A 24,437-nucleotide genomic window follows, 5' to 3' on the forward strand; every position below is an offset into this window, starting at 1 on the left:
CAGCTTCGATACCATCGGCTCCCAGCCCTGCCGTCGTGACTGCTGCCACCGTGACCTCCGGCTCGACAACCCCTGATTCCGACAGGCAGCGCAGGCTGCAGCAGGACAGCATCCAGTTCGGGGCAAAGACCGTCTACCTCAACCCCTTTCTCTATTGGCGCCGCTTCGACGCCAATACCGACCGTTGGTTGCGGGAGCCCGGCCAGTTAATGGAGGAGCAGATCCTCACCAACCGGGCCCGGTTCTACCCCGAAGTCAACTGGGATCTGCTCGATAAGGACGAGCGCGATGCCAAGGATGGGGCGGTGGAGATGTTCATCAAGAGTCTGGAGCTGATCAGCACGTTCAACCCCGAGCTCACCGCCGGCCAGCTGCTCGAGGTGGAGCGCAAGATGGCGGTCACCAAGAAGCAGTCCTTTGAACGCTGGGTGGCCCGGGCCCTGAAGCGGCGCCTGAATGAGGAGCACAAGGCCCGGCGGCGCTTCGACCGGGAGCGCAGCTGGCTCGCCTGGATGGAGTGGCTTTCCCTCGATGTGACCCGCCAGGCCCTGGTGCCCCTGGCCTCCTTGCTGGTGATTGCGGTGGCTGGGGGTTGGTGGTGGGGCAGTCAGCAAAATTGTCGCCAGGTGATCGTCAATCCGGGCATCCAGCGCCTAGCCCCCTGATCCGGGGCCCCAGGCAGGTCAGACTGGCAATCTTGAGCCAGGACTGCCGCAATGGCCACTGACCCATTTGATGCCCTGCGGCTCACCCTGATGCAGGACCTATTGCCCGTCGGCCTGGCAGTGGTCGACCGCGCTCGCAAGGGCGGTCCCCAGGCGGTGCTGGCTGCCTTTGATGGCCGCTCAGAGGATCCGCTCGGCAGCCTGCGCCAGGAGGGGGAACCGGCCGCAAGTCAGCTGCGCCAGGGGTTGGACCGGGTCAGCCCCGGCCTGGGCAATCCCGTGATGAAGGTGGAGGTGCACGACGTGGCGGCCGAAGCGGCTGATCCCCAGGACGCCCTGGAGTTGCAACAGGGTCTGGCCCGCATAGCTGAGCGGCTGGAGCTGCTGGAGCAGCGGCTCGAATCCGACTGACCATGGCCTTTGGTCCAGGGGCTTCGCGCCATTGCGGCATCGGCCGGCAGCCCGCCTGGTTGCTGGCGGTGGTGCTGCTGTTCAGTGGGGCGATGGTGGCGCGGCTGGCCTGGCTGCAGCTGGTGCACGGCGCTGAGAATCGGGCCAGGGCCGATGAAAATCGAATCCGGCTGATGCCCCGTAATCCGATCCGGGGCCGGCTGTTGGATCGCCATGGCCAGGTGCTGGCCAGCAGCCGCCTCACCTACAACCTCTACATCCAGCCCCGGGAGGTGGGCGAGACCCAGTGGCCCGCCCTGCGGGATCGGCTGGCGGCGGTGCTGGCAGTGGGGGCTGGCGAGTTGGATGCCAAGCGTCGCAGCGGAGCCAATGCGGAGGGATTTCGGATTGAGTTGGCCAGGGGGCTCAGCCCTGAGCAGGTGCTGCGCTTTAAGGAGCAGGCCGCCGGCCTGACGGGCGCCGAGGTGGATGTGGACATCCTGCGCAGCTATCCCCACGGTCGGCTGGCGGCCCACGTACTCGGCTACACCAGCGGCATCACCGAGGAGGAATACGACCAGCTCCAGCCCAAGGGCTACCGAATCCGCGATCGGGTGGGCCGCAGTGGCGTGGAGAAGCAATTCGAGGGCCACCTGCGGGGCGAGTGGGGCGGCCAGCAGGTGGAGGTCAATGCGGCAGGTGAGGTGCAGCGAATCCTGGGCGAAAAACCCGCCAGGGCGGGGAAGGACCTACGCCTCACCCTGGATCTGGAGTTGCAGAAGGCGGCGGAGCGGGCCCTCGATGGGGTCCGCAAGGGGGCGATCGTGGCCCTCGATCCCCAGACCGGAGCCATCCGGGCCCTCGCCAGTCGGCCCACGTTTGATCCCAATGTGTTTTCCCCCGCCCCGAGCACGAGCCAGTGGGCCAGCCTCAACACCCCGGATGCCCCCCTGCTCAATCGCGCCTTCCAGGGCTTTCCCCCGGCAAGCACCTTCAAGATCGTCACCACCATCGCGGGCCTTGAATCGGGCCTGTATGCGGCCGACTCGAAGGTGATGACGATGAACTCCTTCTGCTACGCGGGCCTCTGCTACGGCGACCATGGCGCCCACGGGGCGATCGGTTTTCCCCTTGCCCTGGCGGTGAGCAGCAACACCTTCTACTACCAGGTGGGGCTCAAGGTGGGCCCCGATGAGCTGTTCAAGGCCGCCCGCCGGATGGGCTACGGCCAGGTCACCGGCATCGAGTTGAAGGGCGAGGAAACGCCGGGGCTGCTGGGTGACCAGGCCTGGAAAAGGGAGGCGCTGGGGGAGGAATGGACGCCCGTGGACACGATCACCTCGGCCATCGGCCAGGGGGCCCTGCAGGTGACACCGATCCAGATGGCCCGGCTCTATGCCGCGGTGGCCAATGGGGGCTGGCTGGTGACGCCCCACTTGGTGGAGCGCCCCACCGAGCGCACCTGGATCGGGCTCAAGCCGGCCACCTTGAAAGTCCTACGCGACGGCCTGCGTCAGGTGGTGACCAACGGCACCGCCACCCTGCTCAACGACCCCAACCTGCCGGCCGTGGCTGGTAAGACCGGCACCGGTGAGGACCCACCCCGGCCCGACCATGCCTGGTTTGGGGGCTATGCCCCAGCTGGAAAGCCCACCCTGGTGATCATCGCCTTCGGCGAAAACTCCGGGGGCTATGGCGGCACCGTGGCGGCGCCAATGGTGAAGGCGTTGATGACCACCTGGTTTCGGGGCGCTCTGGCCGCTGCCCCCGCCCGCCCCTGACTCAGGCGACCAGCTGCAGTTCGGGATGGGCCAGTAGGCGTTTGTAGTAGCCGCGCAGTTGGTCGGTGGCGCCAGCCCAGCCCCAGCGCTCCGCTTCCTGGCGAGCGTTCTGGCGCAGCTGGGCCCGCTGGCTGGCATCGCCCAACAGGCGCTCGACGGCCGCGGCCAGGCTGCCCTCCTGGTCTGGTTCGTAGAGGCAGCCGTTCACCCCATCGCTGACGATGTCGGGGATGCCACCGCGGTTGGCGCCCACCACCGGGCAGCCCGCCGCCATCGCTTCTAACAGCACCAGGCCCAGGGTTTCGGTGCTGGAGGGGAACAGGAAGGCGTCGCCGCTGGCATAGGCCGAGGCCAGCTCTTCCCCGGCCAGGTAACCCACAAAGTGGGTGGGGGTGCCGGCAAAGATCTTCTCGAGTTGCTGGCGGTAGGGCCCATCCCCCACCAGGGCCAGCCGGGCCTCCGGCAGGGCATCGAGCACGGGCCGGATCCGCTCGATCTGCTTTTCGGCCGACAGCCGGCCGATGTAGAGCAGCAACTTGTCGGTGTCGCTGTGGCCGTTGAGCAGCCGCTCCCGCATGGCCTGGGAGCGCAGGGTGGGCCGGAACAGCTCCGTATCCACACCGCGCTGCCACAGGTCGGTGTTTTGGATGCCCTTTTCACTCAGTTCCTGCACCATCGCCGTTGAGGTGCAGAGGTTGAGCCGGGCCTGGTTGTGGGCGGCTTTGAGCAATTCCCACAGCAGGGGCTCGAGCATGCCCATGCCGTAGTGCTCCAGGTATTTGGGCAGGTGGGTGTGGTAGCTGGCCACCAGCGGGTAGGCCTTGGTTTTGGCCAGCCAGATGCCGCCCAGGCCCAGCACGGCCGGGTTGACCACGTGCACCAGGTCGGGTTGGAAGAGGTCGAGGGCTTCGGCCACCGCGGGCCGCGGCAGGGCCAGCTTGAGCTCGGGGTAGAGGGGCAGCGGCATGGCCGGCACCCCCACCACCTTGGCCCCCATGTAGCTGGCAGGCGCACCCTCCGGGCAGAAGATCAACACCTCGTCGCCGGCCGCCACCAGGTGCTGCACCGTCTTGGTCAGCCGGGTGACGATCCCGTCGACCTTGGGCAGGAAGGTTTCGGTGAAGAAGGCGATTTTCAAGGGTTCAGGTCCCGCCTCAGGCCATCTGAATCGCCTGGGCCTGGGTGCGGGTCCAGGCCGAGACGCAGGGGATGCGGCTGCGGTCGCAGCGGTCGGCCCAACGGCGGGCCACATCCACCACCTCGGCCAGCAGGCCGTTATCGAGGGTGGTGGGGTTGAGGCCCAGCTCGATGAAGCAGCGGTTGTCCACGATCAGGTCGTTCTCAACGGCCTCGTTGCGGGGGTTGGGCAGGTAGTTGATCTCGGCGCCGGTGAGAGCCGCCACCTTGCGGGCCAGTTCGCCCACCTGGTGGCTCTCGGTCATCTGGTTGAAGATCTTGACGCGCTCGCCCCGCTCCGGGGGGTTTTCCAGGGCCAGTTGGACACACTTCACCGAGTCGCGGATGTGGATGAAGGCGCGGGTCTGACCGCCGGTGCCATGCACGGTGAGCGGATAGCCGATCGCCGCCTGCATCAGGAAGCGGTTGAGCACGGTGCCGTAGTCACCGTCGTAGTCGAAGCGGTTGGTGAGGCGCGGGTCCCGCTCGGTGGCCTCGGTGTTGGTGCCCCAGACGATGCCTTGGTGCAGGTCGGTGATGCGGACCCGGTCGTTTTTGTTGTAGTAGAGGAAGAGCAACTGGTCGAGCGTCTTGGTCATGTGATAGACGCTGCCAGGAGAGGCCGGGTGCAGGATCTCCTCCTCAAAGCGGCTGCCGTCGGGCTGGGGCACCTCCACCTTGAGGTAACCCTCGGGGATGGTGGCGCCGCGGTGGGAGCCGTAGCCGTAGACGCCCATCGTGCCCAGGTGGATGATGTGGATATCGAGGCCGCTCTCCACGATCGCGGCGAGCAGGTTGTGGGTGCCGTTGACGTTGTTGTCGACCGTGTAGCGCTTGGTGGCGCTGCTCTTCATTGAATAGGGCGCGGCCCGCTGCTCGGCGAAGTGGACGACTGCATCGGGGCGCTCCGCCAGCAGCAGATCCACCAGCCGCTGATACTCATGGGCCAGGTCGAGGTGCAGGAAGCGCATCGGCTTGCCGCCCACCTGCTCCCAGGCCCGCAGCCGCTCACCCATGGTGGCAATCGGGGTGAGCGACTCCACCTCCAGATCGATGTCGATCTTGCGGCGGCTGAGGTTGTCGACGATGACCACTTCGTGGCCCGCATCCGCCAGGTTCACCGCGCAGGGCCAACCGCAGAAGCCGTCGCCACCCAGAACGAAGACCTTCATCCCAACCCCCATTCTGAAAAGTTCCAGACCCCTGCAGGTCGAGCAGATGCTCCGCTGGGCAAGCTACTACAGGCGTTCGGCCCTGGACTTGCCAGGCCTGTCTCAGCTGCCCACCAGGCCGGTTCCCGGGGAGCTGGCCCTGGCCTCAGCTCGGATCGGCAGGCGTCCGGCATGGAAGGCGCTGCGGCCAGCTTCCGTAGCCAGGGCCATGGCCCTGGCCATCACCGCCGGATTGCCAGCCAGGGCGATGGCGCTGTTGATCAGCAGGGCATCGGCGCCCATTTCCATGGCCTGGGCGGCCTCGCTGGGCACGCCGATGCCGGCGTCGACCACCACTGGCACCCGGGCGTTTTCGATGATCAGGGCGATGTTGGCGGCGTTGCGAATGCCCTGGCCGGAACCGATCGGCGAGCCCAGCGGCATCACGGTGGCGCAGCCCACCTCCTCCAGCCGTTTGGCCAGCAGCGGATCGGCATTGATGTAAGGCAACACTGTGAAGCCTTCCTTCACCAATTGCTCGGCGGCCTCCAGGGTGCCGAAGGGATCGGGCAGTAGATGTTTGGTGTCGGGGATCACCTCCAGCTTCACGAAGGTGTTGTCCTCCTGGCCCGCGAGCTTGGCCAACTCCCTGCCCAGCCGGGCCACCCGCACGGCCTCCTCTGCAGTGGCGCAGCCGGCCGTATTGGGCAGCATCCAGATGCGGGTCCAGTCGATGGCCTCGATCAGGCCCCCATGGCCGGCAGCCTGGCTCTGGACCCGCCGCACCGCCACGGTGACGATTTCGCAGGCACTGGCGCTAATGCTGGCCTGCATCGCCTCGAGGCTGGGGTATTTGCCGGTGCCGGTCATCAGGCGGCTGCCGAAACGGCGGCCAGCAATCACCAGCGGGTCGCTGGGGGCAGGGGTGGGGGCGGCGGTGGTGACCACGGAGCAGGGCCGGAGCTTGGCAACGGTCCTAGCCTCCCACTAGCTGGTTCCTCCCACCGTGTCCCTGGCCATTCTTCGCTCGCTCCCCTGGCTTGCCGCTGCCCCCTTGGCCCTGCTGGCCCTGGTGGCCTCGCCGGCAGGGGCGTCCACCCCCTTGGCGGTTGGTTCGGTCGGGGCCGAAACCTTCGATCCCGTGGCCCGCGCCCAGCTGCTGGCTACCCAGATGGCCCGCACCTGGAGTGGCGGGTACCAATCCTTTGGCATCGGCCAGAGCGGCCCCAGCCAGAGCATCCAGGCCGAGCTGCGGCTGGCCAGCGTGACGCCGATGGGGCAGATGATTGACCTGCGCGGAGAACTCACCCTCGGCGGGGTCACAACCCCGGTGCAGGGCAACCTGAACGCCGAGTCTGACCAACTCGATCTGGTGATGCTCTGCCAGTGCGAGGTGGCGGGCCTGGAGATGGGTGGCGTCTTCTCGGGGCTGGAGGGGCTGCAGCTATCCGGCTGGCAGTCTCCCCGGCTCACCAACCCCGGGGGTCGCCTGGATCTGAAGCCCCTGGGCTCCAGTCCAGCTGCTGGCGGGCTGTGATGGGCTGGATTTAGGCGCTCTGGTCCAATCCGCCCTTACGGGCCAGCAATTTGAGCCGTTTGCGGGCGGTTTTGTTGCTGGCATCGAGGGCCATCACCTGCTCATAGGCCTCTTTGGCCTCCTCGCGCTTCAGTTGCTTCTCGAGGGCGTAGGCCAGGTTGTTGAGGGCAACCGGGTAGGCCGGTTTGGCGGCTAGCGCCAGGCGGTAGTGGCGGATGGCGCTCTTGTAGTTGTTCTGGGCGGCCAGGGCAAAGCCCAGGGCGTTTTCAATCACCGCCTGGGCTTCGGCGGGCTCCTTGGCGGCCTCGGCTTTTTTCAGGGCCTGCTTGAGCGATTCGGCGGCCTGGCCATACAGGCGCTTGCGCAACTGCACCGAGCCCAGCTCATAGAGGGTGGCTGCATCGGAGGGCTGGTTGCCATCCTTCTGCTCCAATTTGGCCAGGGTGACCTCATCGGCGCGCACCCGCCAGAGCTGGCGCCCAACCACTACGGCGGCCACGCCCAGAAGAACGATCAGCCCAATCAGGTAGGTCTGCGGAAGGAGGGCGTCCAAGGGGACCTACCAGGGGATTTCAGGTTTGGGCGGCACCCACCACGCTGCTGAAGCTGGCCGGGTCAACCACGGCCAGCTGGGCCAGCATCTTGCGGTTCAGGCGCACGTCAGCTCTTTTGAGGCCACCGAGCAGACGGCTGTAGCTGAGGCCGTTGAGGCGGGCTGCGGCGTTGATCCGGGCAATCCAGAGGCGGCGGAAGTCGCGCTTGCGGCGACGGCGATCCCGATAGGCATTGCAGAGCGCCTTCATCACCCGCTGGTTGGCGGTGCGGAAGAGGGAGCCGTTGCCACCGCGGAAGCCCCGGGCTAGGCGCAGAACTTTGTTACGGCGTTTGCGGGCAACGTTGCCCCTCTTGACGCGTGACATGGCGGTGAATCAGGGGTGAATCAGGAAAGAAAAAGTTAAAGAGTTGGGGCCAAAACCCCGTCAGGCGTAGGGGAGCATGGCGCTGACGTTGTCGGCATCACGCTCGTCAACCAGCGCCATAGTGCCCAGGTAACGCTTGCGTTTCGGGCTCTTGTGATCGAGCAGGTGGCTGCGGAAGGCCCGGCGACGCATGAACTTGCCCGTGCCGGTGGCCTTGAACCGCTTGGCGGCCGCTTTGCGGGTCTTGAGCTTCGGCATGTCTCGCGTCGCGGCGGGCACAGACAAGCAGAGTACGACGTGGCCCCACCCTCCTCCAAGCCGCCCGCCTGCTGCGATGTTCCGGTTCCCCTTCCCCCCGGCCCCACCAGTGCTGCAAGCAGGGATCTGGGCCAGTGCGCTGTTGTTGAGCGGGGGATGTAACGCGGCATCCCTGAAGGCGGCAGCCCTGCATTGGCAGGTGCCGCCGCCGCCGCCCGTCTCCGCCGTTGCGCCCGTGCTCTGGGTTGCCCTGGCGGCCCAGCTCCAGCCGCCCACACCCCTGCGGCTGCGCAGTGCCACAGGCAACCTGCGGCTGGAGACCTCCAAGGGCGAGCGGTTTGCCGCCCCGGAATTCCTGCTCCAGTGGCGTTCCGTTCCCCTGGCCGAACCCCTCACCCTGCGGCGCCAGGTGTGGGGCCCCTTCGCCAGCTATGAAAGTGCCGAGGAGGCTGCCGCCCGCTGGCGCCAGGCCGGGGCGGAGGTGGTGATTGCCCATCCGGCCGAGTGGGAGGTGTGGGCTGCGCTGGAGGCGCCGGTTCCGGCTGGGGTGACGCCGCGGCGGCTGGAGCAGGTCCAGCGCCAGCGCCTGGCATTGGAATTACGCCGGCCCGGGGGGGACGCCGTGCTGCTCGAGGGCCCCCTGCGGCTGGAGGCGCCCGGCGGGTTGAGCTGGCAGGGAGGGGTGTTTGCTGGGCCCTTCCGGCTGCAGGGCGATGCCTACGGCAGCTGGACCCTGGTGGAGGAGGTGCCCCTGGAGCGCTATCTGCTGGGCGTGGTGCCCCATGAGATCGGGGCAGGGGCCCCGCCGGCCGCCCTCGCGGCCCAGGCGGTGCTGGCCCGCACCTGGGCCCTGCGCAACCAGGGGCGCTTTGCGGTGGATGGCTACCACCTCTGCGCCGACACCCAGTGCCAGGTGTATGCCGATCCCCGCCAGGCGGGGCCGGCGGTGCGCCGGGCGATCGGGGTGACCCGCCACCAGGTGTTGGCCTGGCAGGGGGCGCCGATTCATGGGGTGTATCACGCCACCAATGGGGGCATTTCGGCCGGTTTCGAGGAGGTGTGGAATGGCTCCGCCCTCCCCTATCTGCGGCCCTGGGTGGATGGCCCCGGGGCGATCCAGACCAAGGTGACCCTGCCCCTGGAGCCGGCCGGGGTGGCGGCGGCCCTGGCAGCCACCTCCCGGGCCTATGGCTTCGATCACCCCCGCTTCCGCTGGTCCCGCCTGCTGGATGGGGCCCAGATCCAGCGGGCCCTGGCCAAGACAGCCCCCCAGCTCGGCACCCCAACCCGCTTGACCGTGCTGGAGCGGGGCCCCAGTGGCCGGGTGCTGGCCCTGGCCATCGACGCCAGGGGCCCGGCCGGAGAGCCCCAGAGCGTCGTGCTGAGGCGCGATGCCATCCGCCGCAATCTGCGCCAGTTGCCCAGCACCCTGTTTGTGCTGCGTCCGGAAGGTTCGGGTCGCTGGCGATTTGATGGGGGCGGTTTTGGCCACGGTGCCGGGTTGTCCCAGGCGGGCGCCATCGATCTGGCCCGCAGGGGCTGGAGCCTGGCGCAAATCCTTGGGCACTACTACCCAGGCACCAGCCTGGAGCCCCTGGTCGCCCTGCCCAGGGACCCAGGGTCTGCGGCCGGTTCCCCCTAGGATTCACCTACTTCTGGGATCGCCATGGCTGCGGGTGGCAGTTCCACCGATCACCGTCGTGGCAAGTCGGGGCTGTTCCTGGTCGCCTGTGGCGGGGCCGGGCTAGCCCCCCACTGGCTGCCCGAACCCCTGCGGTTGATCCCAGCCCTCATCCTGGCCGTGGTGCTGGGTGGCTACAGCCTCCGCACCCTGCTGCTGCAGGCCTTCCGCCCTTACACCCCCCCCCCGGCTTCGGCCTTGCCTCCCGCTTCGCTGCCGGCCCCGCTGCCGGCGGTGGATGTGGTGGTGGCGGCCCGCGATGAACAGGCTGTGATCGGCAGGCTGGTGGAGCGCATTGCCCAGCTGAGCTATCCGCAAGGGCAGCTTCGGCTTTGGGTGATTGACGACGCCAGCCGCGACCGCACCCCCCAGCTGCTGGCAGAGCTTCAGCAGCGGTATCCCTTTCTGCAGGTGTTGCGGCGGGAAGCCGATGCCGGCGGCGGTAAGTCTGGGGCCCTCAACCTGGTGCTGCAGCAGTTGCAGGGCCGCTGGATGTTTGTGCTCGATGCCGATGCCGATCTCCAGAGCGACACCCTGGAGCGGCTGATTCCCTTTGCTGAAACAGGCGGCTGGTCGGCCGTCCAGCTGCGCAAGGCCGAGGTCAATTCCAGCGTCAACTGGCTCACCCGGGCCCAGGCCATGGAGATGGCCCTCGATGCGGTGATCCAGCAGGGCCGGTTGGCGGCAGGTGGGATCGTGGAACTGCGGGGCAACGGCCAGCTGCTGCGCCGGGATGCCCTGCTCAGGAGTGGGGGCTTCAACGAGGCGACGGTCACCGACGACCTGGATCTCAGTTTCCGCTTGCTGCTTGAGGGCGAGCCGATCGGGCTGCTCTGGGATCCGCCCGTGCAGGAGGAGGCGGTGCTCGGCCTGGCTGCCCTCTGGCGTCAGCGCCAGCGCTGGGCTGAAGGGGGCCTGCAGCGATTTTTTGACTACCTCCCGGGCCTGCTTTCGGAGCGGCTCAGTGGGGTTCAAAAGCTCGATTTGGTTTGCTTTTTTCTGCTCCAGTACGGCCTGCCGCTGGTGGCGATCGCCGACCTCTTCGGGGCGGCGATCACCCGCACCCCGCCCACCCTCTGGCCCCTCTCCTTTGTGGCCTTCGGGCTCTCCGGGGGCGCGATCATGGCCGGCTGCAACCGACCCCGGGAAGGCCCGGCCCTGCCGGCGATGAATCCCTGGAACTTGGCCCTGGGCATTGCCTATATGGGCCATTGGTTTGTGGTGATTCCCTGGACCAGCCTGCGCATGGCCCTGAGGCCCAAGACCCTGGTGTGGGCCAAGACCATGCACCTCGGGGAAGAGGAGGAGCCTGCGCTTGAGGATCCGGCGGCTGCCTGATTTTGCCGGCCTGATCCTCAAGCCCTGATCCCCAAGCCCTGCTCAGGCAGCGGCGTCGTCTGGGTCTATCCCTTCGAGGGGCCCATCGAGATCAACCACCTCGCCGTTGAAAAACTCGGCCAAGCGCCGGGCTTTCTCATCGAGGGGCGCCATGGGAGGTGGGGGTTTGCTGGCCGGATTCAGCTCCGCAGCCGGTTGTGGTTGTGCTGTCTGGACTGGGCTCTGGACTGGAGCCTGGGCTGGAGTCTGAACTGGGCTCTGAACTGGGCTAGCAGCAGGTTGGGGCGCTCGGGCGGTGGGGGCTGGCGGCGGTGAATGGGCGCCACCTCCCTCCAGCAAGAGCTGGCGCGGGCTGCCCAGGGCATTGGTTACGGCCGTTTCCAGCAGGGGTAGACGGCTCTGCACCATGGCCATCCAGTTGCCGGCCACCTGCACCACGGCTCGACGCTCATCCAGCCGCACCAGTTGGGCCTGCTGGGAGAGCAGCATGCGGGTGGAGGGCAGCTCCAGGCCCGCCAGGATCTGTTGCCAAAGCTCGGCAAGGTTTGGCGACCCAGCGGTCGCAGTGGCTTGCGGTATCGGGTCTGGTTGGGGCGCTGGGTCTGGTTGGACCGGGGTTTGGGGCAGGGGAGCTGGCTGGGGCGCCGGAGCTGGCTGGGGCGCCGGAGCGGACTGGACCGGCGCTGGGGTTGCTGGTGCTGGGGTTACCGGTGCTGGGCTCACCGCAGCGGGTTTGGCCGGGGCGAGAACCACCGCTTCGGCCAGCAGGCCCAGCATCAGCACCTCCAGCCAGAGGCGTGGGTTGACGCTGTGGCGCAGCTGCTGCTCGCTGCCCTTGAGCTGGGCCTGCCACTGCAGCAACCGGGCCTTGCCGATGGTCCGGGCCAGCTCGGGAAGTTCGCCGCGAAATTGGGCTGACACGCCGGTGAGCTCGAGCCGGTCGGGGGCGGCGCCTGCCAGCACCAGATCCCGCAGCAAGCTCACCAAACCCTGCAGCACGGCGCCGGGTTCCCGGCCCCGTTCCAGCAGCTCCCGGCAGCCCTCCAACAGCCCCAGGGGCTCGGCCCCGGCCAGGGCCCGGGCCAGGGCCAGCAGTTCCTGCTCCGGCACGGCCCCCAGCAGCTCCCAAACGGCCGTGGCCTCGATTGGAGCTGGCAGCAGGCTGAGCTGGTCCAGCAGGCTCTCGGCGTCGCGCAGGCCCCCCTGGGCCCGCTGGGCCACCACGTGCAGGGCCTCGGGGGTAATGCCGATCGACTCGCGCTCGGCGATCCAGCCCAGGTGCTGCTCGAGGGCCTGCAGGGGAATGCGGCGGAAATCAAAGCGCTGGCAGCGGCTCAGGATCGTGGCCAGCACCCGTTGGGGGTCGGTGGTGGCCAGCACGAACACCACCCGTGGCGGCGGCTCCTCCAGCGTCTTGAGCAGGGCATTGAAGGCGGCGGTGGAGAGCATGTGGCACTCGTCCACCACATAGACCTTCCAGCGGGCCTGTACCGGGGCGAAGCGGGAGCGCTCAATCAGCTCGCGGATGTTGTCGACGCCGGTGTTGGAGGCGGCGTCGATTTCGATCACATCGAGGGCAGCGCCGGCGGCGATGGAGGTGCACAGCTCACAGACGCCGCAGGGGTCAGGGGTGGGTGCCTCGCTGCCGATGCAGTTGAGCGAGCGGGCCAGGATGCGGGCGCTGGAGGTTTTGCCGGTGCCGCGGGGGCCGCAGAACAGGTAGGCCGGCGCGATCCGGCCGGTGAGCAGGGCGTTGGTCAGGGTGGCGGCGATCGCCTCCTGCCCCACCAGCTCCTTGAAGCGCTGGGGCCGGTACTTGTGGTGGAGGGGCTGGTAGCTGGACATCGCTGCTCGAGGTTACCGGTCCTCCCCCGGTTCGAACTGGCGCCGCAGCCGCTCTTCCAGTTCTTCGACCTCCGCCAGCTGGTCGGCCAGCCTCTGGGCCGCAAGCCGCAGGGCGGCGAAGCGTTCCTCGCCCCAGCGCGCCTCCGCTTTGGCCAGCTCGGCTTCGAGCTTTTCCTGCAGGCTGAGCCGCAGCTGGTCGAGCTGGGCCAGGCTGCGCAAGGCGAGCTCCTTGCCCTTCTCCAGGTGGTTGTTCTGGCGCAGCAGCAGTCGGGCGCCGCTGAACACGGCGGCTGGCAGCCAGCTCTCCACCTGAGCGCTGCGGTGCCGGCCGGTTTTGCACCAGTGGGCGAAGTGCTCGCAGTTGTTGAAGAGCAGGTTGTATTTCTGCTCGCCCAGCCTTCCCATGGCGCGCCTGAGGGTGACGCCAACCGGGGAGCAGCTGCCCGCCGGGTAGGGCACCTCACACACGGGTTCACCGCGGCTGAACTCCGCCAGGGGGCTGCGCAGGATTTCGCGGCCCTCGAGGTAATGGGCCACGCTGCCGTCGCCCAGGTCGATGCCGTGGTGCAGGAACAGACCGTGCTGACGGGGAACCTGCAGGTGGGCGGCGGCGGGCATTGGCGAGGAGGGCAGCAGCCTGACGCGAGAGCCTGGGCTCAGGCGCTGGCCTGCTGGGGGGCTTCCTCAATGGTGCCGGCGCTGAGGGACACCACCTTGGCCTGGCTGCGCTGCTCCACCAACTGGCGGGTCACGGTGAACCTCTTGATGTCCGTGCGGGAGGGCAGGTCGTACATCAGATCCAGCATCAACTCCTCCACGATCCCGCGCAGGGCCCTGGCGCCCGTCTTGCGGCGGTTGGCCTCGATGGCGATGGCTGCGACGGCTCCGGGTTCGAAATCGAGCTCGACGTTGTCCATGCCCAGCAGGGTCTGGAACTGCTTGATCAGGGCATCGCGGGGTTCGGTGAGGATGGCTTCGAGGGCGTTGTTGTCGAGCGGCTCCAGCACCGCGTTCACTGGCAGGCGACCGATGAATTCCGGGATCAGCCCGTAGCGCACCAGGTCTTCCGGTTGGAGGTGGCGCAGCACCTCGGCCGCATGGCGATCTTTATTGATGCGGGGCCGGCTGCTGCCATCGGCGCTGAGGAAGCCGATCGAGTTGCGACCCATCCGCTTCTGCACCAGGTCTTCAAGACCCACAAAGGCGCCGCCGCAGATGAACAGGATCTGGCTGGTGTCGATCTGGATGCAGTCCTGATGGGGGTGCTTGCGGCCACCCTGGGGCGGCACGTTGGCGACGGTGCCTTCGAGCATCTTCAACAGGGCCTGCTGCACCCCTTCCCCGGACACGTCGCGGGTGATCGAGGGGTTTTCGCTCTTGCGGGCGATCTTGTCTATCTCGTCGATGTAAATGATGCCGCGCTGGGCCTGCTCCACATCCAGATCGGCTTTCTGTAGCAGCCGCAGCAGGATGTTCTCCACGTCCTCACCGACGTAGCCGGCCTCGGTGAGGGTGGTGGCATCGGCCACCGCAAAGGGCACCGCGAGCATTTCGGCCAGGGTCTGGGCCAGCAGGGTCTTGCCACAGCCGGTGGGTCCGATCAGCAGGATGTTGCTCTTGTGCAGGCGGGTGGCTGTCTGGTCCGTTTCGCCCTTGCCATCCCCCTGCCAGGCCAGGCGTTTGTAGTGGTTGTAAACGGCTACCGACAGACTCTTTTTGGCCTCTTCCTGGCCTACCACTTGGCTGTCGAGGAAGGCCTTGATCTCCTGGGGCTTGGGCACCTCGGCCAGGGTGGGGATGGGCTTGGAGATTTTTTTGGTCGCAGGCTTGCTGCGGCCGGTTTCCGGGGTGTGGCGGGCACCGCTGACGGATTGGCCATCAACCAGCTCCTCATCCAGAATCTCATTGCAGAGATCGATGCATTCGTCGCAGATGTAGACACCAGGACCGGCAATAAGTTTGCGGACCTGGTCCTGCGATTTGCCGCAGAACGAGCACTTGAGGTGGGCGTCAAACTTTGGCATTGGCAGGGATGTCCTAGGTCCAGGATCGACCTTGGAACAGGGTTCCTCAGCCAATCTTTCAGGGTTAAGTCGGGGCTTTGACCGGGTTGGAGTCGGTCACAACCTGATCGATCAGGCCGTATTCAACCGCCTCAACAGGTGAAAGGAAATAGTCGCGATCAGTGTCTTCTGTGATCTTCTCGAGGGGCTGGCCAGTGTGCTCCGCCATCAGGCGGTTGAGGGTGTCCTTTAGGTAAAGGATTTCCTTGGCCTGAATTTCGATGTCCACCACCTGGCCCTGGGCTCCGCCCAGGGGCTGGTGGATCATGATCCGGGCACTGGGCAGGGCCAGCCGTTTGCCCTTGGTGCCCCCCGAGAGCAGGAAGGCGCCCATCGAGGCGGCCAGGCCGTAGCAGATGGTCACCACATCGGGGGAAACCTGCTGCATGGTGTCGTAGATCGCCAGGCCGGCTGTCACCGAGCCACCCGGGGAGTTCACGTAGATCTGGATGTCCTTTTGGGGATCTTCCGCTTCTAGGAAAAGCAGCTGGGCCACCAGGGAATCGGCCACCTGGTCGTCGATGCCGGTGCCCAGGAAGATGATCCGCTCGCGCAGCAGCCGCGAATAGATGTCAAAGGCGCGATCGCCTTTGCCTGACTGCTCCACCACGGTGGGCAGCACCCCCGGCGAGCCACTGGGGCCCCAGTGGCTGTGAACTGGATGGCGAATGGTGGCGTCGATCACGCACGGTTAAGGCTCCTGCAAGCAATCTATGGGCTCTGCAGCAGCAGCTGGGATCAATCCTCCTGGTCGGTTGACTTGGGTTTGGGTTCGGCCTTGGCTTTGGCCTTGGGCTTGTCGGTCGTCTCGGCTGGCTCTTCCTCGGCGGCGGGGGCCTTCTCGCTGATCGTGCTGTTGGCTTCGAGCCAGTCGAGCAGCTTGTCGCGCAGTAGGTCTTCGGCGACCGCTAGCCGCAGCCGTTCCGGGTCGATGTTGGTCTGGTCGCTGAGGCCTTTGCTGATCTCCTGCAACTTGGCTTCGAGATCGCCGGCCTCCAACTCGATCTGCTCGGCGGTGGCGAGGGCCTTGAGGGCCAGGCTGCGGCGCAGGCGCTCCTCGGCCTCGGGGCGGGAGGTGTCCATCAGGCTGCGCACCAGATCGGGGGTGAACAGCTTCTTGACGTCCATGCCCTGCTGGGCGATCTGGCCGGCGGTCTGCTCCAACAGGTTGCGAATTTCCTGCTGCACCAGCGTTTCGGGTAGCTCCACCTCGAGCTCCGCCACCAGGGCGGCGAGCAGGGCGTCGTGGCGACTGGCCTTGGCCCGGCGCTCGGCGTCGTCTTTGAGGCGGATTTCCAGGTCTACCCGCAGTTCTGCCAGGGTGGCCTTGTCGCTGGCCTGCTGGGCGAAAGCGTCATCGAGGGCCGGCAGCTCGCGGCACTTGAGATCCTTCAAACCGATTTCAAAACGGGCCTGGCGGCCGGCGGCCTCCTCCTGCTGGTAGCTGTCGGGGAAGCGGCACTCGATGGTTTTTTCGTCACCGATGGCCATGCCGATCACGCCCTCCACGAAGCCCGGGATCATGCGGCCCTCCTCCAGTTCCACCTCCATGGCATCGCTGTTGCCACCACTGATCGGCTCGCCGCTATCGAGGTAGGTGCCGCTGAAACTGACCACCGCCACATCGCCGCTGGCGGCAGGCCGGCCCTCCACGGGCACCAGGGTGGCCAGCTGCTTGCGGGATTGGTCGATCAGTTCGTCGATGCGGGCGGGGTCGTAGCTGATCGTTTCGGCTTCGGCCTTGAGGCCCTTGGTGGCCTTGAGGGTGGGGGTGGGCTCGACGTCCAGTTCGAGGGTGATGGTGAGGGCGCTGCCGGGCTCAAAGCGCGCCAGGACGGCCTCAAACCCTTCACTCAGCTCCGGCCGGCCGAGCGCCGCCAGGGGCTCCTGCTCGAGGGCGTCGCGACAGGCCGCTTCCACCAGGTCTTCCAGGGCGGTGGCGCGGATGCGCAGGGGGCCGATCTGCTGCAGCAGCACCGGGCGGGGCAACTTGCCCTTGCGGAAGCCGGGCAGCTTGATGCTGCGGCTGAGCTTCTCCACGGCGGCGTCGTAGCTGGCCTGGCTGCGGCCTGCGGGGATGGCCACCTCCAGGGCCATCCGGCTGCCCGGGCGGGGGCTGGCTTTGACGGACAGGCTGGCAACTGGGGCGGCGGCAGAGCTCATGGAAAGTCGATGCAGGGGCCGATCCTAGAAAGCGGCCGTTCCGAGCCCCGTAGGCCTATTGTTCGGGAGGCGCAGAAGAAGGCAATAGTTCGGTTCAGCTCATTTGCAGGGTTGGGATTTGATCCCAGCTCCTCGCTTTGCGGCAGCATCCCGCCCCCCTGTATGCCCCGATCCGGGCCTCTCCACGTCCATCCCGGATAAACCAGCAGCTTTCGATCCCGTTCCCGCCCCCTTGACCGCCGTCCAGACCAGCCTTTCCCCCAGCTCCGTGTGCCTGCCCAACCGCCCCCTTCGGGTGGCCGTTCTGGGGGCCAGTGGAGCGGTGGGCCAGGAGTTGCTCCAGCTGCTCGAGCAGCGCCGTTTTCCGGTGGCCGAGCTGCTGCCCCTGGCCTCGCCCCGCTCCGCCGGCCAGAGCCTGGGCTGGCAGGGTCGTGCGCTCACCATCCAACCAGTGGAGGCCTCGGCCTTCGAGGGCGTCGATCTGGTGCTGGCCTCGGCCGGTGGCTCGGTGTCGCGCCAGTGGGCGCCGCTGGCGGCTGCGGCTGGTGCCCTGGTGATTGACAACTCCAGTGCCTTCCGCATGGATCCGGAGGTTCCGCTGGTGGTGCCGGAGGTGAATCCCGAGGCGGCCTTTAGCCACCGGGGAATCATTGCCAACCCCAACTGCACGACGATCCTGCTCAGCCTGGCCCTGGCCCCCCTCCATGCCCGCCGGCCGATCAGGCGGGTGGTGGTGAGCACCTATCAGAGCGCCAGCGGCGCCGGCGCCCGGGCCATGGAGGAGCTGCGCAGCCTCAGCCGCACGGTGCTCGATGGGGGCGAGCCCGTCAGTGAGGTGCTGCCCCACTCCCTGGCCTTCAACCTCTTTCTGCACAACTCGCCGCTGCAGCCCAATGGCTACTGCGAGGAGGAGCTCAAGATGCTGCACGAAACGCGCAAGATCATGGGCACGCCGGAGTTGCGGCTTTCGGCCACCTGTGTGCGGGTGCCGGTGCTGCGGGCCCACTCCGAAGCCGTCAACATTGAGTTTCACGAGCCCTTCCCGGTGGAGGAGGCCCGGGCCCTGCTGGCAGCTGCCCCCGGCGTCGAGTTGCTGGACGACTTCGATGCCAATCGCTTCCCGATGCCCACGGATGTGACGGGTCGCGATCCGGTGGCGGTGGGACGCATTCGCCAGGATCTCAGTGAGCCCAATGCCTTGGAGCTCTGGCTGTGTGGGGACCAGATCCGCAAGGGTGCGGCCCTCAATGCCATCCAGATCGCTGAACTGCTGATCGAAGCCCCAGGGGCCCTGGCTGGGGGTGGCCCTTGAAAGCGATCCAGACCCCAGCTCCCCCCTTCGGGCGTCTACTCACCGCGATGGTGACCCCATTCAGCGCCGAGGGGGAGCTGGATCTCCCCCTGGCGGCCCGCCTGGCGGCCCACCTGGTGAACCAGGGCTCCGATGGGCTGGTGGTGTGCGGCACCACCGGCGAATCCCCCACCCTCAGTTGGGCCGAGCAGCACGCCCTGTTTGCCACGGTCAAAGGGGCCCTGGCGGGCCGGGCCAAACTGATCGCCGGCAGCGGCAGCAACTGCACCGCCGAGGCGGTGGAGGCCACCCGGGAGGCGGCTGCCCTCGGCGCCGATGGCGCCCTGGTGGTGGTGCCCTACTACAACAAGCCCCCGCAGGAAGGCCTCGAAGCCCATTTCCGGGCCGTGGCAGCGGCCGCCCCAGAGCTGCCCTTGATGCTCTACAACATCCCGGGCCGCACCGGCACCAGCCTGGAGGCAGCCACCGTGGCGCGCTTGCTTGACTGCCCCAATGTGGTGAGTTTCAAGGCCGCCAGTGGTAGCACCGAGGAGGTGAGTGCCCTGCGGGCCAGCTGTGGCGACCGCCTCGCCATCTACTGCGGCGACGATGCCCTCACCCTGCCGATGCTGGCCGTGGGGGCTGTGGGTGTGGTGAGTGTGGCCAGCCACCTGGCCGGACCCCAGATCAGCGCCCTGATTCGGGCCTTTTTCGAGGGCGATCAGGCCCGGGCCCGGGCCTTGCACGAGCAGTTGCTGCCGCTGTGCAAGGCCCTCTTCTGCACCACCAATCCCATCCCCGTCAAAGCAGCCCTGGAGCTTTGCGGCTGGCCGGTGGGTGCCCCCCGTCTTCCCCTTCTTTCCGCCAACGCCGCCGTGCGCCAACGCCTCTCCGAAACCCTGGCTGCCCTGCGTCCCACATGACGCCAAGGCTTGAGACCAGCTTTATTTAGATCAATTTTATCCAGGTCAATTCAGTTTAGACTAGTTTAATTATTTTCAACAGTTAACCCTCTTTTCGTATGACGAGCTCCAACGGCACCACCCAGCTCAATCGCAACCAGGTAAATAGCAATCTAGTAAATAGCAACCAGGTTAATGGCAATCAGGCTGGCGCCAAGAAGCCCCACCTGCGGGTAATTCCCCTGGGCGGCCTGCACGAGATCGGCAAGAACACTTGCGTGTTCGAGTACGGCGACGACATCATGCTGGTGGATGCCGGATTGGCCTTCCCCAGTGATGGCATGCATGGCGTCAATGTGGTGATGCCGGATACCAGCTATCTCAAGGAAAACCAGAAGCGGATTCGCGGCATGATCGTGACCCATGGTCACGAAGATCACATCGGTGGCATTGCCCACCACCTCAAAAACTTCAGCATCCCCGTGATTCACGGGCCGCGTCTGGCCCTAGCCATGCTCACCGGCAAGATGGAGGAGGCCGGTGTGATGGATCGCACCATCCTCCAAACCGTTGCGCCCCGCGATGTGGTGAAGGTGGGCCAACACTTTTCAGTGGAGTTCATCCGCAACACCCACTCGATGGCCGATAGCTTCTCGCTGGCCATCACCACTCCTGTGGGCACGGTGATCTTCACCGGTGACTTCAAATTTGACCACACGCCGGTGGATGGCGAGACCTTCGACATGGCTCGCCTGGCCCATTACGGCGACCAGGGTGTGCTGTGCCTGTTCAGCGACTCCACCAACGCCGAAGTGCCGGGCTTCTGCCCCCCTGAGCGCTCGGTGTTCCCCTGCCTGGATCGCCATATCTCCCAGGCAGAAGGTCGGGTGATCATCACAACTTTTGCCAGCTCGATTCACCGGGTGTCGATGATCCTGGAGTTGGCCATCAAGAATGGCCGCAAGGTGGGTCTGCTGGGCCGCTCCATGCTCAATGTGATCGCCAAGGCTCGGGAGTTGGGCTACATGCGCGCCCCCGATGACCTGTTCGTGCCGATCAAGCAAATTCGCGACCTGCCCGATCGGGAAACCCTGCTGCTGATGACCGGCAGCCAGGGTGAGCCCCTAGCCGCCCTCAGCCGCATCTCCCGCCGTGATCACCCCCAGGTGCAGGTCAAGAACACCGACACGATTATCTTCTCGGCCAGCCCGATTCCGGGGAACACCATCTCGGTGGTCAACACCATCGACCGGCTGATGATGCTGGGCGCCAAGGTGGTCTATGGCAAGGGCGAGGGCATTCACGTTTCCGGCCACGGTTTCCAGGAAGATCAGAAACTGATGCTGGCCCTTACCAAGCCCAAATATTTCGTGCCGGTGCACGGTGAGCACCGCATGCTCATTGCCCACAGCAAAACGGCCCAGTCGATGGGCGTGCCGGCCGACAACATCTTGATCATTGACAATGGCGACGTGGTCGAGCTCAGCCCCGACTCCATACGCACCGGGGATCCGGTGAAGGCCGGCATTGAATTGCTCGATGCCTCCCGCAACGGCATCGTCGATGCCCGCGTGCTCAAGGAGCGCCAGCAGCTCGCCGAGGATGGGGTGATTACCATGCTGGCAGTGATCAGCACCGACGGGGTGATGGCGGCCCCGCCCCGGGTCAACATCCGGGGGGTGGTCACCGCGGCCGATGCCCGCAAGCTGTCGATGTGGGCGGAGCGGGAAATCGGCTGGGTGCTCGAGAACCGCTGGAACCAGCTCTGCCGCAATACCGGCGGCAAGGCGCCGGATGTCGATTGGGTGGGCGTGCAGCGCGAGGTGGAGGTGGGCCTGCAGCGCCGCCTGCGCCGCGAGTTGCAGGTGGAGCCCCTGATCATCTGCCTGGTGCAACCCGCCCCCGCCGGCACGCCGGCCTACAAGGGTCGCTCGGAGGGGGAGAGCGACAGCCGTCCGGCGCCCCGGGGCCGGGGTGGCCGCGATTCAGGTGGCCGAGATTCAGGGGGCCGCGCCTCGGCGCCCCAGCGCCAGCTGGCGACCGTCGGCGCTCCCAGCGCTACCGCAGTAGCGGTTGCAGTGGCCGCCCCCGCTCCTGTTTCCGCTCCAGCGCCAGCAAACCTTGAGCCGGAACCCGCCGGCCGCACCAAGCGCCGCCGCTCCGCAGCTGTGGGCTGAGGCTCGGCTCATCTTGGCAGCGGAGCGACTCAGCCGATAACGACCCGCAACAGCCCCTTGGAGAGCTCGGCAATCTCCTCGGGGCTGGGTTGGGCAGCCACGGGCAAGATGGCCAGGTCTACTGCCTCGGCAGTTCTGGGATTGGCCTGGGCCAGCTCGATCAGTTCGGGTTCCTCAATAACCTCCACTTCTGTTAGCCCCACCTCGGTTAGCCCCACCTCCGGTTGGGGCACTTTGCCCCGCCCCACCTTGCCCCGCCCCACCTCGCCCAGTTGCTCCATCCAGGGGGTGGCAGCCGTGCCAGCGGTGACAGCCGTGGCAGAAGAGGCAGCCGTTGCCGCCGGGGATTGGTCAGGTGTGGCCTCGGCTGGCGCAACGGCGATGTCGGCCAGGTTGATGCATTGCTTCAGGCCCTGTTCGGCGATTTCCCGCAGCATCGTCTCCTCGCTGGCGGCCAGCACCCGGCTGTAAAAACCAGTGGCCGTCTGGGCATCCTGGTAGCCGTAGCAATAGGTGTGACCCAGCAACAGCTGCAGGCGCTGGCGCAGGGGATGGCTGGGGTCGTCGGGCAGTTCCACCAGCAGGGCCTCGCTGAGGCTGGCCACGTCGTCCCATTGGCGCCCGTTGTAGAAGCCTTCAATGGCCTCATAGCGCTGTTGCAGGGATTCCGGCGAGGCGGTCACTGGGGAGACTCGGGCTGGAGCCACAGTGTGCGCTGATCCCAGTGCAGCTGCCAACCGGCGCCCAGATCGGCCCGGCCCGGGGGCTGGCCAGCCTGCAGCCGCGACAGCAGCAGCTCGATGGGCCGGGCCGCCAGCACCTGCTGGATCTGGCACTCCAACCATCGGTGCAGCAGTTCCCCCTGGTTGGCCGGCGCCAGCGCCACCAGCCCTAAGCGCTCGAGGGCGGCCGCGGCTCCAGGCCCCCTGGGGCTGGTGAGGTTTTGCAGGGCCAGATCCACCATTTCGGTGCGGCATTCCAGTTCGCTGACCAGCCGTTCGGCCTGGGCGCCGATGCGCTGGGCGGCGCCGGGGTGGAGAGCTTCGAGCACCGGCAGCACCTCGGCCCGGATTCGATTGCGGCTGTAGCGGAGGTCGTGGTTGGCCGGGTCGTGCCACACCGGCAGCTCCAGTTGGCGGCAGAGGCGGGCGGTGTCGCTGCGGGAAAAGGTCAGCAGCGGCCTGCTCAGTTTGATGCTGCTGGAGCTGTGGGAGTCGCTGGAGCCCTTGGCTAGGGGCCGTTGGCTGCGCAGGCTGGCCAGGCCGCGGCGGTGGCTGCCGCGGGCCAGGTGCAGCAGCAAGGTTTCGGCCCGGTCGCTGGCGGTGTGGCCGGTCACCACGTGACTGGCCCCCAGGGCCCGGGCCCTGGCCTCCAGCTGGCCATAGCGCCATTGGCGGGCCATTGCTTCGCTGGGCGGCCCCCCTTCGTTGGGCGGGCCCCCTTCGCCGCAGCGGTCAACCATCAGGCTGAGGCCCTGCTGCAGGCACCAGGCCGCGAGTTCCTCGGCCTGGCGGGCCGAATCGGCCCGCCAGCCGTGGTCGCCGTGCCAGAGCAGCAGCGACCAGTGGTGCAGCCGGCGCAGGTCGAGCAGCAGGGCCAGTAGGGCCATCGAATCCTGGCCGCCGGACACCGCCAGCAGCAGGGGCGCCCCCGCCGGCAGCAGGCCGGGGTGGCGCAGCAGGTGCCGGTGCAGCCGCAGGTGGTCGGGGCTCCAGCGCTGGCTGGGGTGGGGGCCGGGGTGCAGCGTCGTAGGGGCTCCGGATGGGAGAATCACCCCACCATTTCAAAGCCAAGGGCCCATGCCTGCGATGTCGCGCTTCGAACAGCTGCCCGCTGCTCTGCAGGCCGCCCTGGCGGAGCGGCGCCTGCTGAAGGTGATCGCCGGACTCACCAACTTCGATTCGGCCGCGGTGGAGCGGATCAGTCGCGCCGCTGGCCAGGGGGGGGCCGATCTGGTGGATGTGGCCTGTGATCCGGCCCTGGTGAAGCTGGCGGCCCGGGCCAGTGGGCTGCCGATCTGCGTCAGCGCTGTGGATCCCGAGCTGTTTCCCGCTGCCGTGGCCGCCGGGGCCGCCATGGTCGAGATCGGCAACTACGACGCCTTCTATCCCCAGGGCCGCATCTTCGACGCCGCGGAGGTGCTCGAGCTAACTCGTCGCAGCCGCGCCCTGCTGGCTGGGGTGGTGCTGAGTGTCACCGTGCCCCACGTGCTGCCCCTCGACCAGCAGGAGCAGTTGGCGGTTGAGCTGGTGGCCGCCGGCGCCGACATCATCCAGACCGAGGGGGGCACCAGCGCCAGGCCCTTCAGTGCCGGCAGCCTGGGCCTGATCGAGAAGGCCGCCCCCACCCTCGCCGCGGCCCACGCCATCAGCCGCGCCCTGGCGGCGAGCCCCTCCCAAACCAGCCCTTCCCAGACTCCCGTGCTCTGCGCATCCGGTCTGTCGGCCGTCACCGTGCCCCTGGCGATTGCCGCTGGTGCCAGCGGCGTGGGGGTGGGATCGGCGGTGAACCGGCTCTCCGATCCCCTGGCCATGGTTGCGGCGGTGCGCGGCTTGCGCGATGCCCTGGGGAGGGCCCTGGCCCCATGCCTAACCTGAAGTTCTAAACACCCTTCCCCCCGTTACGGGTTAGCTGTTGTCATGGGTTCTCTGATCTGGCTTCTGCAGTGGCCAATCCGGGCCGTGGTGCTCTTGATCGTGGCCTGGTTGCCCCTCGGCGTGGAGGTGAGCAGCTTTCCGATTGCCCTGCTCTCGGCCGTGGTGATCGGCTTGCTCGGCACCTTGTTGATCGTACCCCTCAAGCTGGTGCTGGGTCCGATCTGGGCGGTCACCAGCCTGGGCGGCTTGATCAGTCCGGTGAGTCTGCTGTTCAACTGGGCCATCACCGTCATCCTGTTTGGCCTGGCGGCCTGGTTGATCCAGGGCTTTCGGCTCAGGAACGGCCTGGTCAGCGCGATCCTCGGCGGGGTGGTGTACGCGGTGCTGTCGGCTGTGATCCTGCGGGCCCTCGGCCTGGACGTGGACTTCACCAGGGCCGCTGGCCTGCAGATGGCCGTACCTGCAGCCTGAGTCACAACTGATGGGCTCGGGCCCGAGAATG

At 67.2% G+C, this 24,437-nt stretch carries 24 protein-coding genes; 11 read left to right on the forward strand and 13 right to left on the reverse strand.

Translation table 11 applies throughout. From position 1 onward, the window contains the following. The first annotated feature begins 35 nt into the window (after positions 1-35). Genes H8F27_RS07550 through mrdA form a run of 3 tightly spaced genes read left to right on the forward strand, consistent with a single transcriptional unit; the run spans position 36 to position 2,836 of the window. The gene (locus tag H8F27_RS07550; RefSeq protein ID WP_231596585.1) at positions 36-665 is read left to right on the forward strand and encodes a hypothetical protein; all 630 of its coding nucleotides are present in this window, start codon (positions 36-38) and stop codon (positions 663-665) included. Positions 666-716: 51 nt separating this feature from the next. Next, positions 717-1,076 carry a hypothetical protein gene (locus tag H8F27_RS07555; RefSeq protein ID WP_197152800.1) on the forward strand — a complete coding sequence of 120 codons (360 nt, stop codon included), beginning with the start codon at positions 717-719 and terminating at the stop codon, positions 1,074-1,076. A 2-nt stretch (positions 1,077-1,078) separates the two neighbouring features. After that, a complete protein-coding gene (gene mrdA / locus H8F27_RS07560) occupies positions 1,079-2,836 on the forward strand; it encodes a penicillin-binding protein 2 (protein WP_197152808.1) in 1,758 nt (585 codons plus the stop codon). 1 nt (position 2,837) lies between these two features. Here mrdA and H8F27_RS07565 read toward each other — a convergent pair whose 3' ends face one another. The 3 genes from H8F27_RS07565 to H8F27_RS07575 all read right to left on the reverse strand — a co-directional run bounded on the left by H8F27_RS07565 (position 2,838) and on the right by H8F27_RS07575 (position 6,111). Then, positions 2,838-3,974, reverse strand: a complete 1,137-nt coding sequence (locus H8F27_RS07565; RefSeq protein WP_197152810.1) for a glycosyltransferase family 1 protein — start codon at positions 3,972-3,974, stop codon at positions 2,838-2,840. A 16-nt stretch (positions 3,975-3,990) separates the two neighbouring features. Continuing rightward, positions 3,991-5,184 (reverse strand): NAD-dependent epimerase/dehydratase family protein, encoded by a 1,194-nt coding sequence (locus H8F27_RS07570; RefSeq protein WP_197152812.1) that lies wholly within the window; start codon positions 5,182-5,184, stop codon positions 3,991-3,993. Between the two features lie 102 nt (positions 5,185-5,286). Beyond that, the gene (locus H8F27_RS07575; protein WP_197152814.1) at positions 5,287-6,111 is read right to left on the reverse strand and encodes a thiazole synthase; all 825 of its coding nucleotides are present in this window, start codon (positions 6,109-6,111) and stop codon (positions 5,287-5,289) included. 58 nt (positions 6,112-6,169) lie between these two features. Here H8F27_RS07575 and H8F27_RS07580 point away from each other — a divergent pair, with 58 nt between their 5' ends. Beyond that, positions 6,170-6,700: a hypothetical protein gene (locus H8F27_RS07580; RefSeq protein ID WP_197152816.1), complete on the forward strand. Its 531-nt coding sequence runs from the start codon at positions 6,170-6,172 to the stop codon at positions 6,698-6,700. Between the two features lie 10 nt (positions 6,701-6,710). Here the strand turns inward: H8F27_RS07580 and H8F27_RS07585 are convergent, their stop codons facing one another. The 3 genes from H8F27_RS07585 to rpmI are packed head-to-tail and all read right to left on the reverse strand — an operon-like array spanning position 6,711 to position 7,878. After that, the gene (locus H8F27_RS07585) at positions 6,711-7,253 is read right to left on the reverse strand and encodes a tetratricopeptide repeat protein (RefSeq protein WP_197152818.1); all 543 of its coding nucleotides are present in this window, start codon (positions 7,251-7,253) and stop codon (positions 6,711-6,713) included. A gap of 19 nt (positions 7,254-7,272) precedes the next feature. Then, positions 7,273-7,620 (reverse strand): 50S ribosomal protein L20, encoded by a 348-nt coding sequence (gene rplT / locus H8F27_RS07590; RefSeq protein WP_197152820.1) that lies wholly within the window; start codon positions 7,618-7,620, stop codon positions 7,273-7,275. Between the two features lie 60 nt (positions 7,621-7,680). Further along, positions 7,681-7,878 (reverse strand): 50S ribosomal protein L35, encoded by a 198-nt coding sequence (gene rpmI, locus H8F27_RS07595; protein ID WP_197152822.1) that lies wholly within the window; start codon positions 7,876-7,878, stop codon positions 7,681-7,683. A gap of 76 nt (positions 7,879-7,954) precedes the next feature. On the opposite strand from rpmI, the gene H8F27_RS07600 reads away from it, so the two are divergent. Further along, a complete protein-coding gene (locus H8F27_RS07600; RefSeq protein WP_231596586.1) occupies positions 7,955-9,520 on the forward strand; it encodes a SpoIID/LytB domain-containing protein in 1,566 nt (521 codons plus the stop codon). Between the two features lie 24 nt (positions 9,521-9,544). Continuing rightward, positions 9,545-10,897 (forward strand): glycosyltransferase family 2 protein, encoded by a 1,353-nt coding sequence (locus tag H8F27_RS07605; protein WP_197152825.1) that lies wholly within the window; start codon positions 9,545-9,547, stop codon positions 10,895-10,897. A 42-nt stretch (positions 10,898-10,939) separates the two neighbouring features. On the opposite strand, the gene H8F27_RS07610 is transcribed toward H8F27_RS07605, so the two are convergent. From H8F27_RS07610 to tig, 5 genes are all read right to left on the reverse strand, one after another. Continuing rightward, the gene (locus H8F27_RS07610) at positions 10,940-12,742 is read right to left on the reverse strand and encodes a DNA polymerase III subunit gamma/tau (RefSeq protein WP_197152827.1); all 1,803 of its coding nucleotides are present in this window, start codon (positions 12,740-12,742) and stop codon (positions 10,940-10,942) included. Between the two features lie 12 nt (positions 12,743-12,754). After that, positions 12,755-13,360 (reverse strand): lecithin retinol acyltransferase family protein, encoded by a 606-nt coding sequence (locus tag H8F27_RS07615; protein WP_197152829.1) that lies wholly within the window; start codon positions 13,358-13,360, stop codon positions 12,755-12,757. Positions 13,361-13,398: 38 nt separating this feature from the next. Further along, positions 13,399-14,766: an ATP-dependent protease ATP-binding subunit ClpX gene (gene clpX, locus H8F27_RS07620; protein WP_197152837.1), complete on the reverse strand. Its 1,368-nt coding sequence runs from the start codon at positions 14,764-14,766 to the stop codon at positions 13,399-13,401. Positions 14,767-14,830: 64 nt separating this feature from the next. After that, positions 14,831-15,490 carry an ATP-dependent Clp endopeptidase proteolytic subunit ClpP gene (gene clpP, locus H8F27_RS07625; RefSeq protein WP_197152845.1) on the reverse strand — a complete coding sequence of 220 codons (660 nt, stop codon included), beginning with the start codon at positions 15,488-15,490 and terminating at the stop codon, positions 14,831-14,833. A gap of 53 nt (positions 15,491-15,543) precedes the next feature. Then, positions 15,544-16,968 carry a trigger factor gene (gene tig, locus H8F27_RS07630; RefSeq protein ID WP_197152847.1) on the reverse strand — a complete coding sequence of 475 codons (1,425 nt, stop codon included), beginning with the start codon at positions 16,966-16,968 and terminating at the stop codon, positions 15,544-15,546. 232 nt (positions 16,969-17,200) lie between these two features. On the opposite strand from tig, the gene H8F27_RS07635 reads away from it, so the two are divergent. The 3 genes from H8F27_RS07635 (at position 17,201) to H8F27_RS07645 (ending at position 21,338) form a co-directional block, all read left to right on the forward strand. Further along, positions 17,201-18,280, forward strand: coding sequence for an aspartate-semialdehyde dehydrogenase (locus tag H8F27_RS07635; protein WP_231596587.1), 1,080 nt, complete (start codon positions 17,201-17,203; stop codon positions 18,278-18,280). Continuing rightward, positions 18,277-19,182: a 4-hydroxy-tetrahydrodipicolinate synthase gene (gene dapA, locus H8F27_RS07640; RefSeq protein ID WP_255517750.1), complete on the forward strand. Its 906-nt coding sequence runs from the start codon at positions 18,277-18,279 to the stop codon at positions 19,180-19,182. Before H8F27_RS07635 ends, dapA begins: the two co-directional genes overlap by 4 nt. A 98-nt stretch (positions 19,183-19,280) precedes the next feature. After that, the gene (locus H8F27_RS07645) at positions 19,281-21,338 is read left to right on the forward strand and encodes a ribonuclease J (RefSeq protein WP_197152849.1); all 2,058 of its coding nucleotides are present in this window, start codon (positions 19,281-19,283) and stop codon (positions 21,336-21,338) included. A 29-nt stretch (positions 21,339-21,367) separates the two neighbouring features. Here H8F27_RS07645 and H8F27_RS07650 read toward each other — a convergent pair whose 3' ends face one another. Both H8F27_RS07650 and tilS read right to left on the reverse strand, forming a co-directional pair. Further along, on the reverse strand, positions 21,368-22,021 hold the full coding sequence (locus H8F27_RS07650; RefSeq protein WP_197152856.1) for a hypothetical protein: 654 nt from the start codon (positions 22,019-22,021) through the stop codon (positions 21,368-21,370). Continuing rightward, a complete protein-coding gene (tilS, locus tag H8F27_RS07655; RefSeq protein ID WP_231596588.1) occupies positions 22,018-23,112 on the reverse strand; it encodes a tRNA lysidine(34) synthetase TilS in 1,095 nt (364 codons plus the stop codon). Before tilS ends, H8F27_RS07650 begins: the two co-directional genes overlap by 4 nt. A 34-nt stretch (positions 23,113-23,146) precedes the next feature. Between tilS and H8F27_RS07660 the strand changes: the two genes are divergently transcribed. Both H8F27_RS07660 and H8F27_RS07665 read left to right on the forward strand, forming a co-directional pair. Continuing rightward, positions 23,147-23,935, forward strand: coding sequence for a DUF561 domain-containing protein (locus H8F27_RS07660; RefSeq protein ID WP_197153437.1), 789 nt, complete (start codon positions 23,147-23,149; stop codon positions 23,933-23,935). Between the two features lie 42 nt (positions 23,936-23,977). Then, positions 23,978-24,406 carry a phage holin family protein gene (locus H8F27_RS07665; RefSeq protein ID WP_197152858.1) on the forward strand — a complete coding sequence of 143 codons (429 nt, stop codon included), beginning with the start codon at positions 23,978-23,980 and terminating at the stop codon, positions 24,404-24,406. Positions 24,407-24,437: the final 31 nt, after the last annotated feature.

Origin of the sequence: Synechococcus sp. CBW1108, from assembly GCF_015840335.1 — a bacterium.
Classification (GTDB): domain Bacteria; phylum Cyanobacteriota; class Cyanobacteriia; order PCC-6307; family Cyanobiaceae; genus Cyanobium_A.

Bases quoted from the DNA above. Each gene is read 5' to 3' on its own strand.
- clpX (WP_197152837.1), bottom strand. From the start codon at position 14,766: ATGCCAAAGTTTGACGCCCACCTCAAGTGCTCGTTCTGCGGCAAATCG.
- H8F27_RS07555 (WP_197152800.1), top strand. From the start codon at position 717: ATGGCCACTGACCCATTTGATGCCCTGCGGCTCACCCTGATGCAGGAC.
- H8F27_RS07600 (WP_231596586.1), top strand. From the start codon at position 7,955: ATGTTCCGGTTCCCCTTCCCCCCGGCCCCACCAGTGCTGCAAGCAGGG.
- mrdA (WP_197152808.1), top strand. From the start codon at position 1,079: ATGGCCTTTGGTCCAGGGGCTTCGCGCCATTGCGGCATCGGCCGGCAG.
- rpmI (WP_197152822.1), bottom strand. From the start codon at position 7,878: ATGCCGAAGCTCAAGACCCGCAAAGCGGCCGCCAAGCGGTTCAAGGCC.
- H8F27_RS07615 (WP_197152829.1), bottom strand. From the start codon at position 13,360: ATGCCCGCCGCCGCCCACCTGCAGGTTCCCCGTCAGCACGGTCTGTTC.
- H8F27_RS07660 (WP_197153437.1), top strand. From the start codon at position 23,147: ATGTCGCGCTTCGAACAGCTGCCCGCTGCTCTGCAGGCCGCCCTGGCG.
- tig (WP_197152847.1), bottom strand. From the start codon at position 16,968: ATGAGCTCTGCCGCCGCCCCAGTTGCCAGCCTGTCCGTCAAAGCCAGC.
- rplT (WP_197152820.1), bottom strand. From the start codon at position 7,620: ATGTCACGCGTCAAGAGGGGCAACGTTGCCCGCAAACGCCGTAACAAA.
- H8F27_RS07665 (WP_197152858.1), top strand. From the start codon at position 23,978: ATGGGTTCTCTGATCTGGCTTCTGCAGTGGCCAATCCGGGCCGTGGTG.
- H8F27_RS07605 (WP_197152825.1), top strand. From the start codon at position 9,545: ATGGCTGCGGGTGGCAGTTCCACCGATCACCGTCGTGGCAAGTCGGGG.
- H8F27_RS07570 (WP_197152812.1), bottom strand. From the start codon at position 5,184: ATGAAGGTCTTCGTTCTGGGTGGCGACGGCTTCTGCGGTTGGCCCTGC.
- H8F27_RS07610 (WP_197152827.1), bottom strand. From the start codon at position 12,742: ATGTCCAGCTACCAGCCCCTCCACCACAAGTACCGGCCCCAGCGCTTC.
- H8F27_RS07645 (WP_197152849.1), top strand. From the start codon at position 19,281: ATGACGAGCTCCAACGGCACCACCCAGCTCAATCGCAACCAGGTAAAT.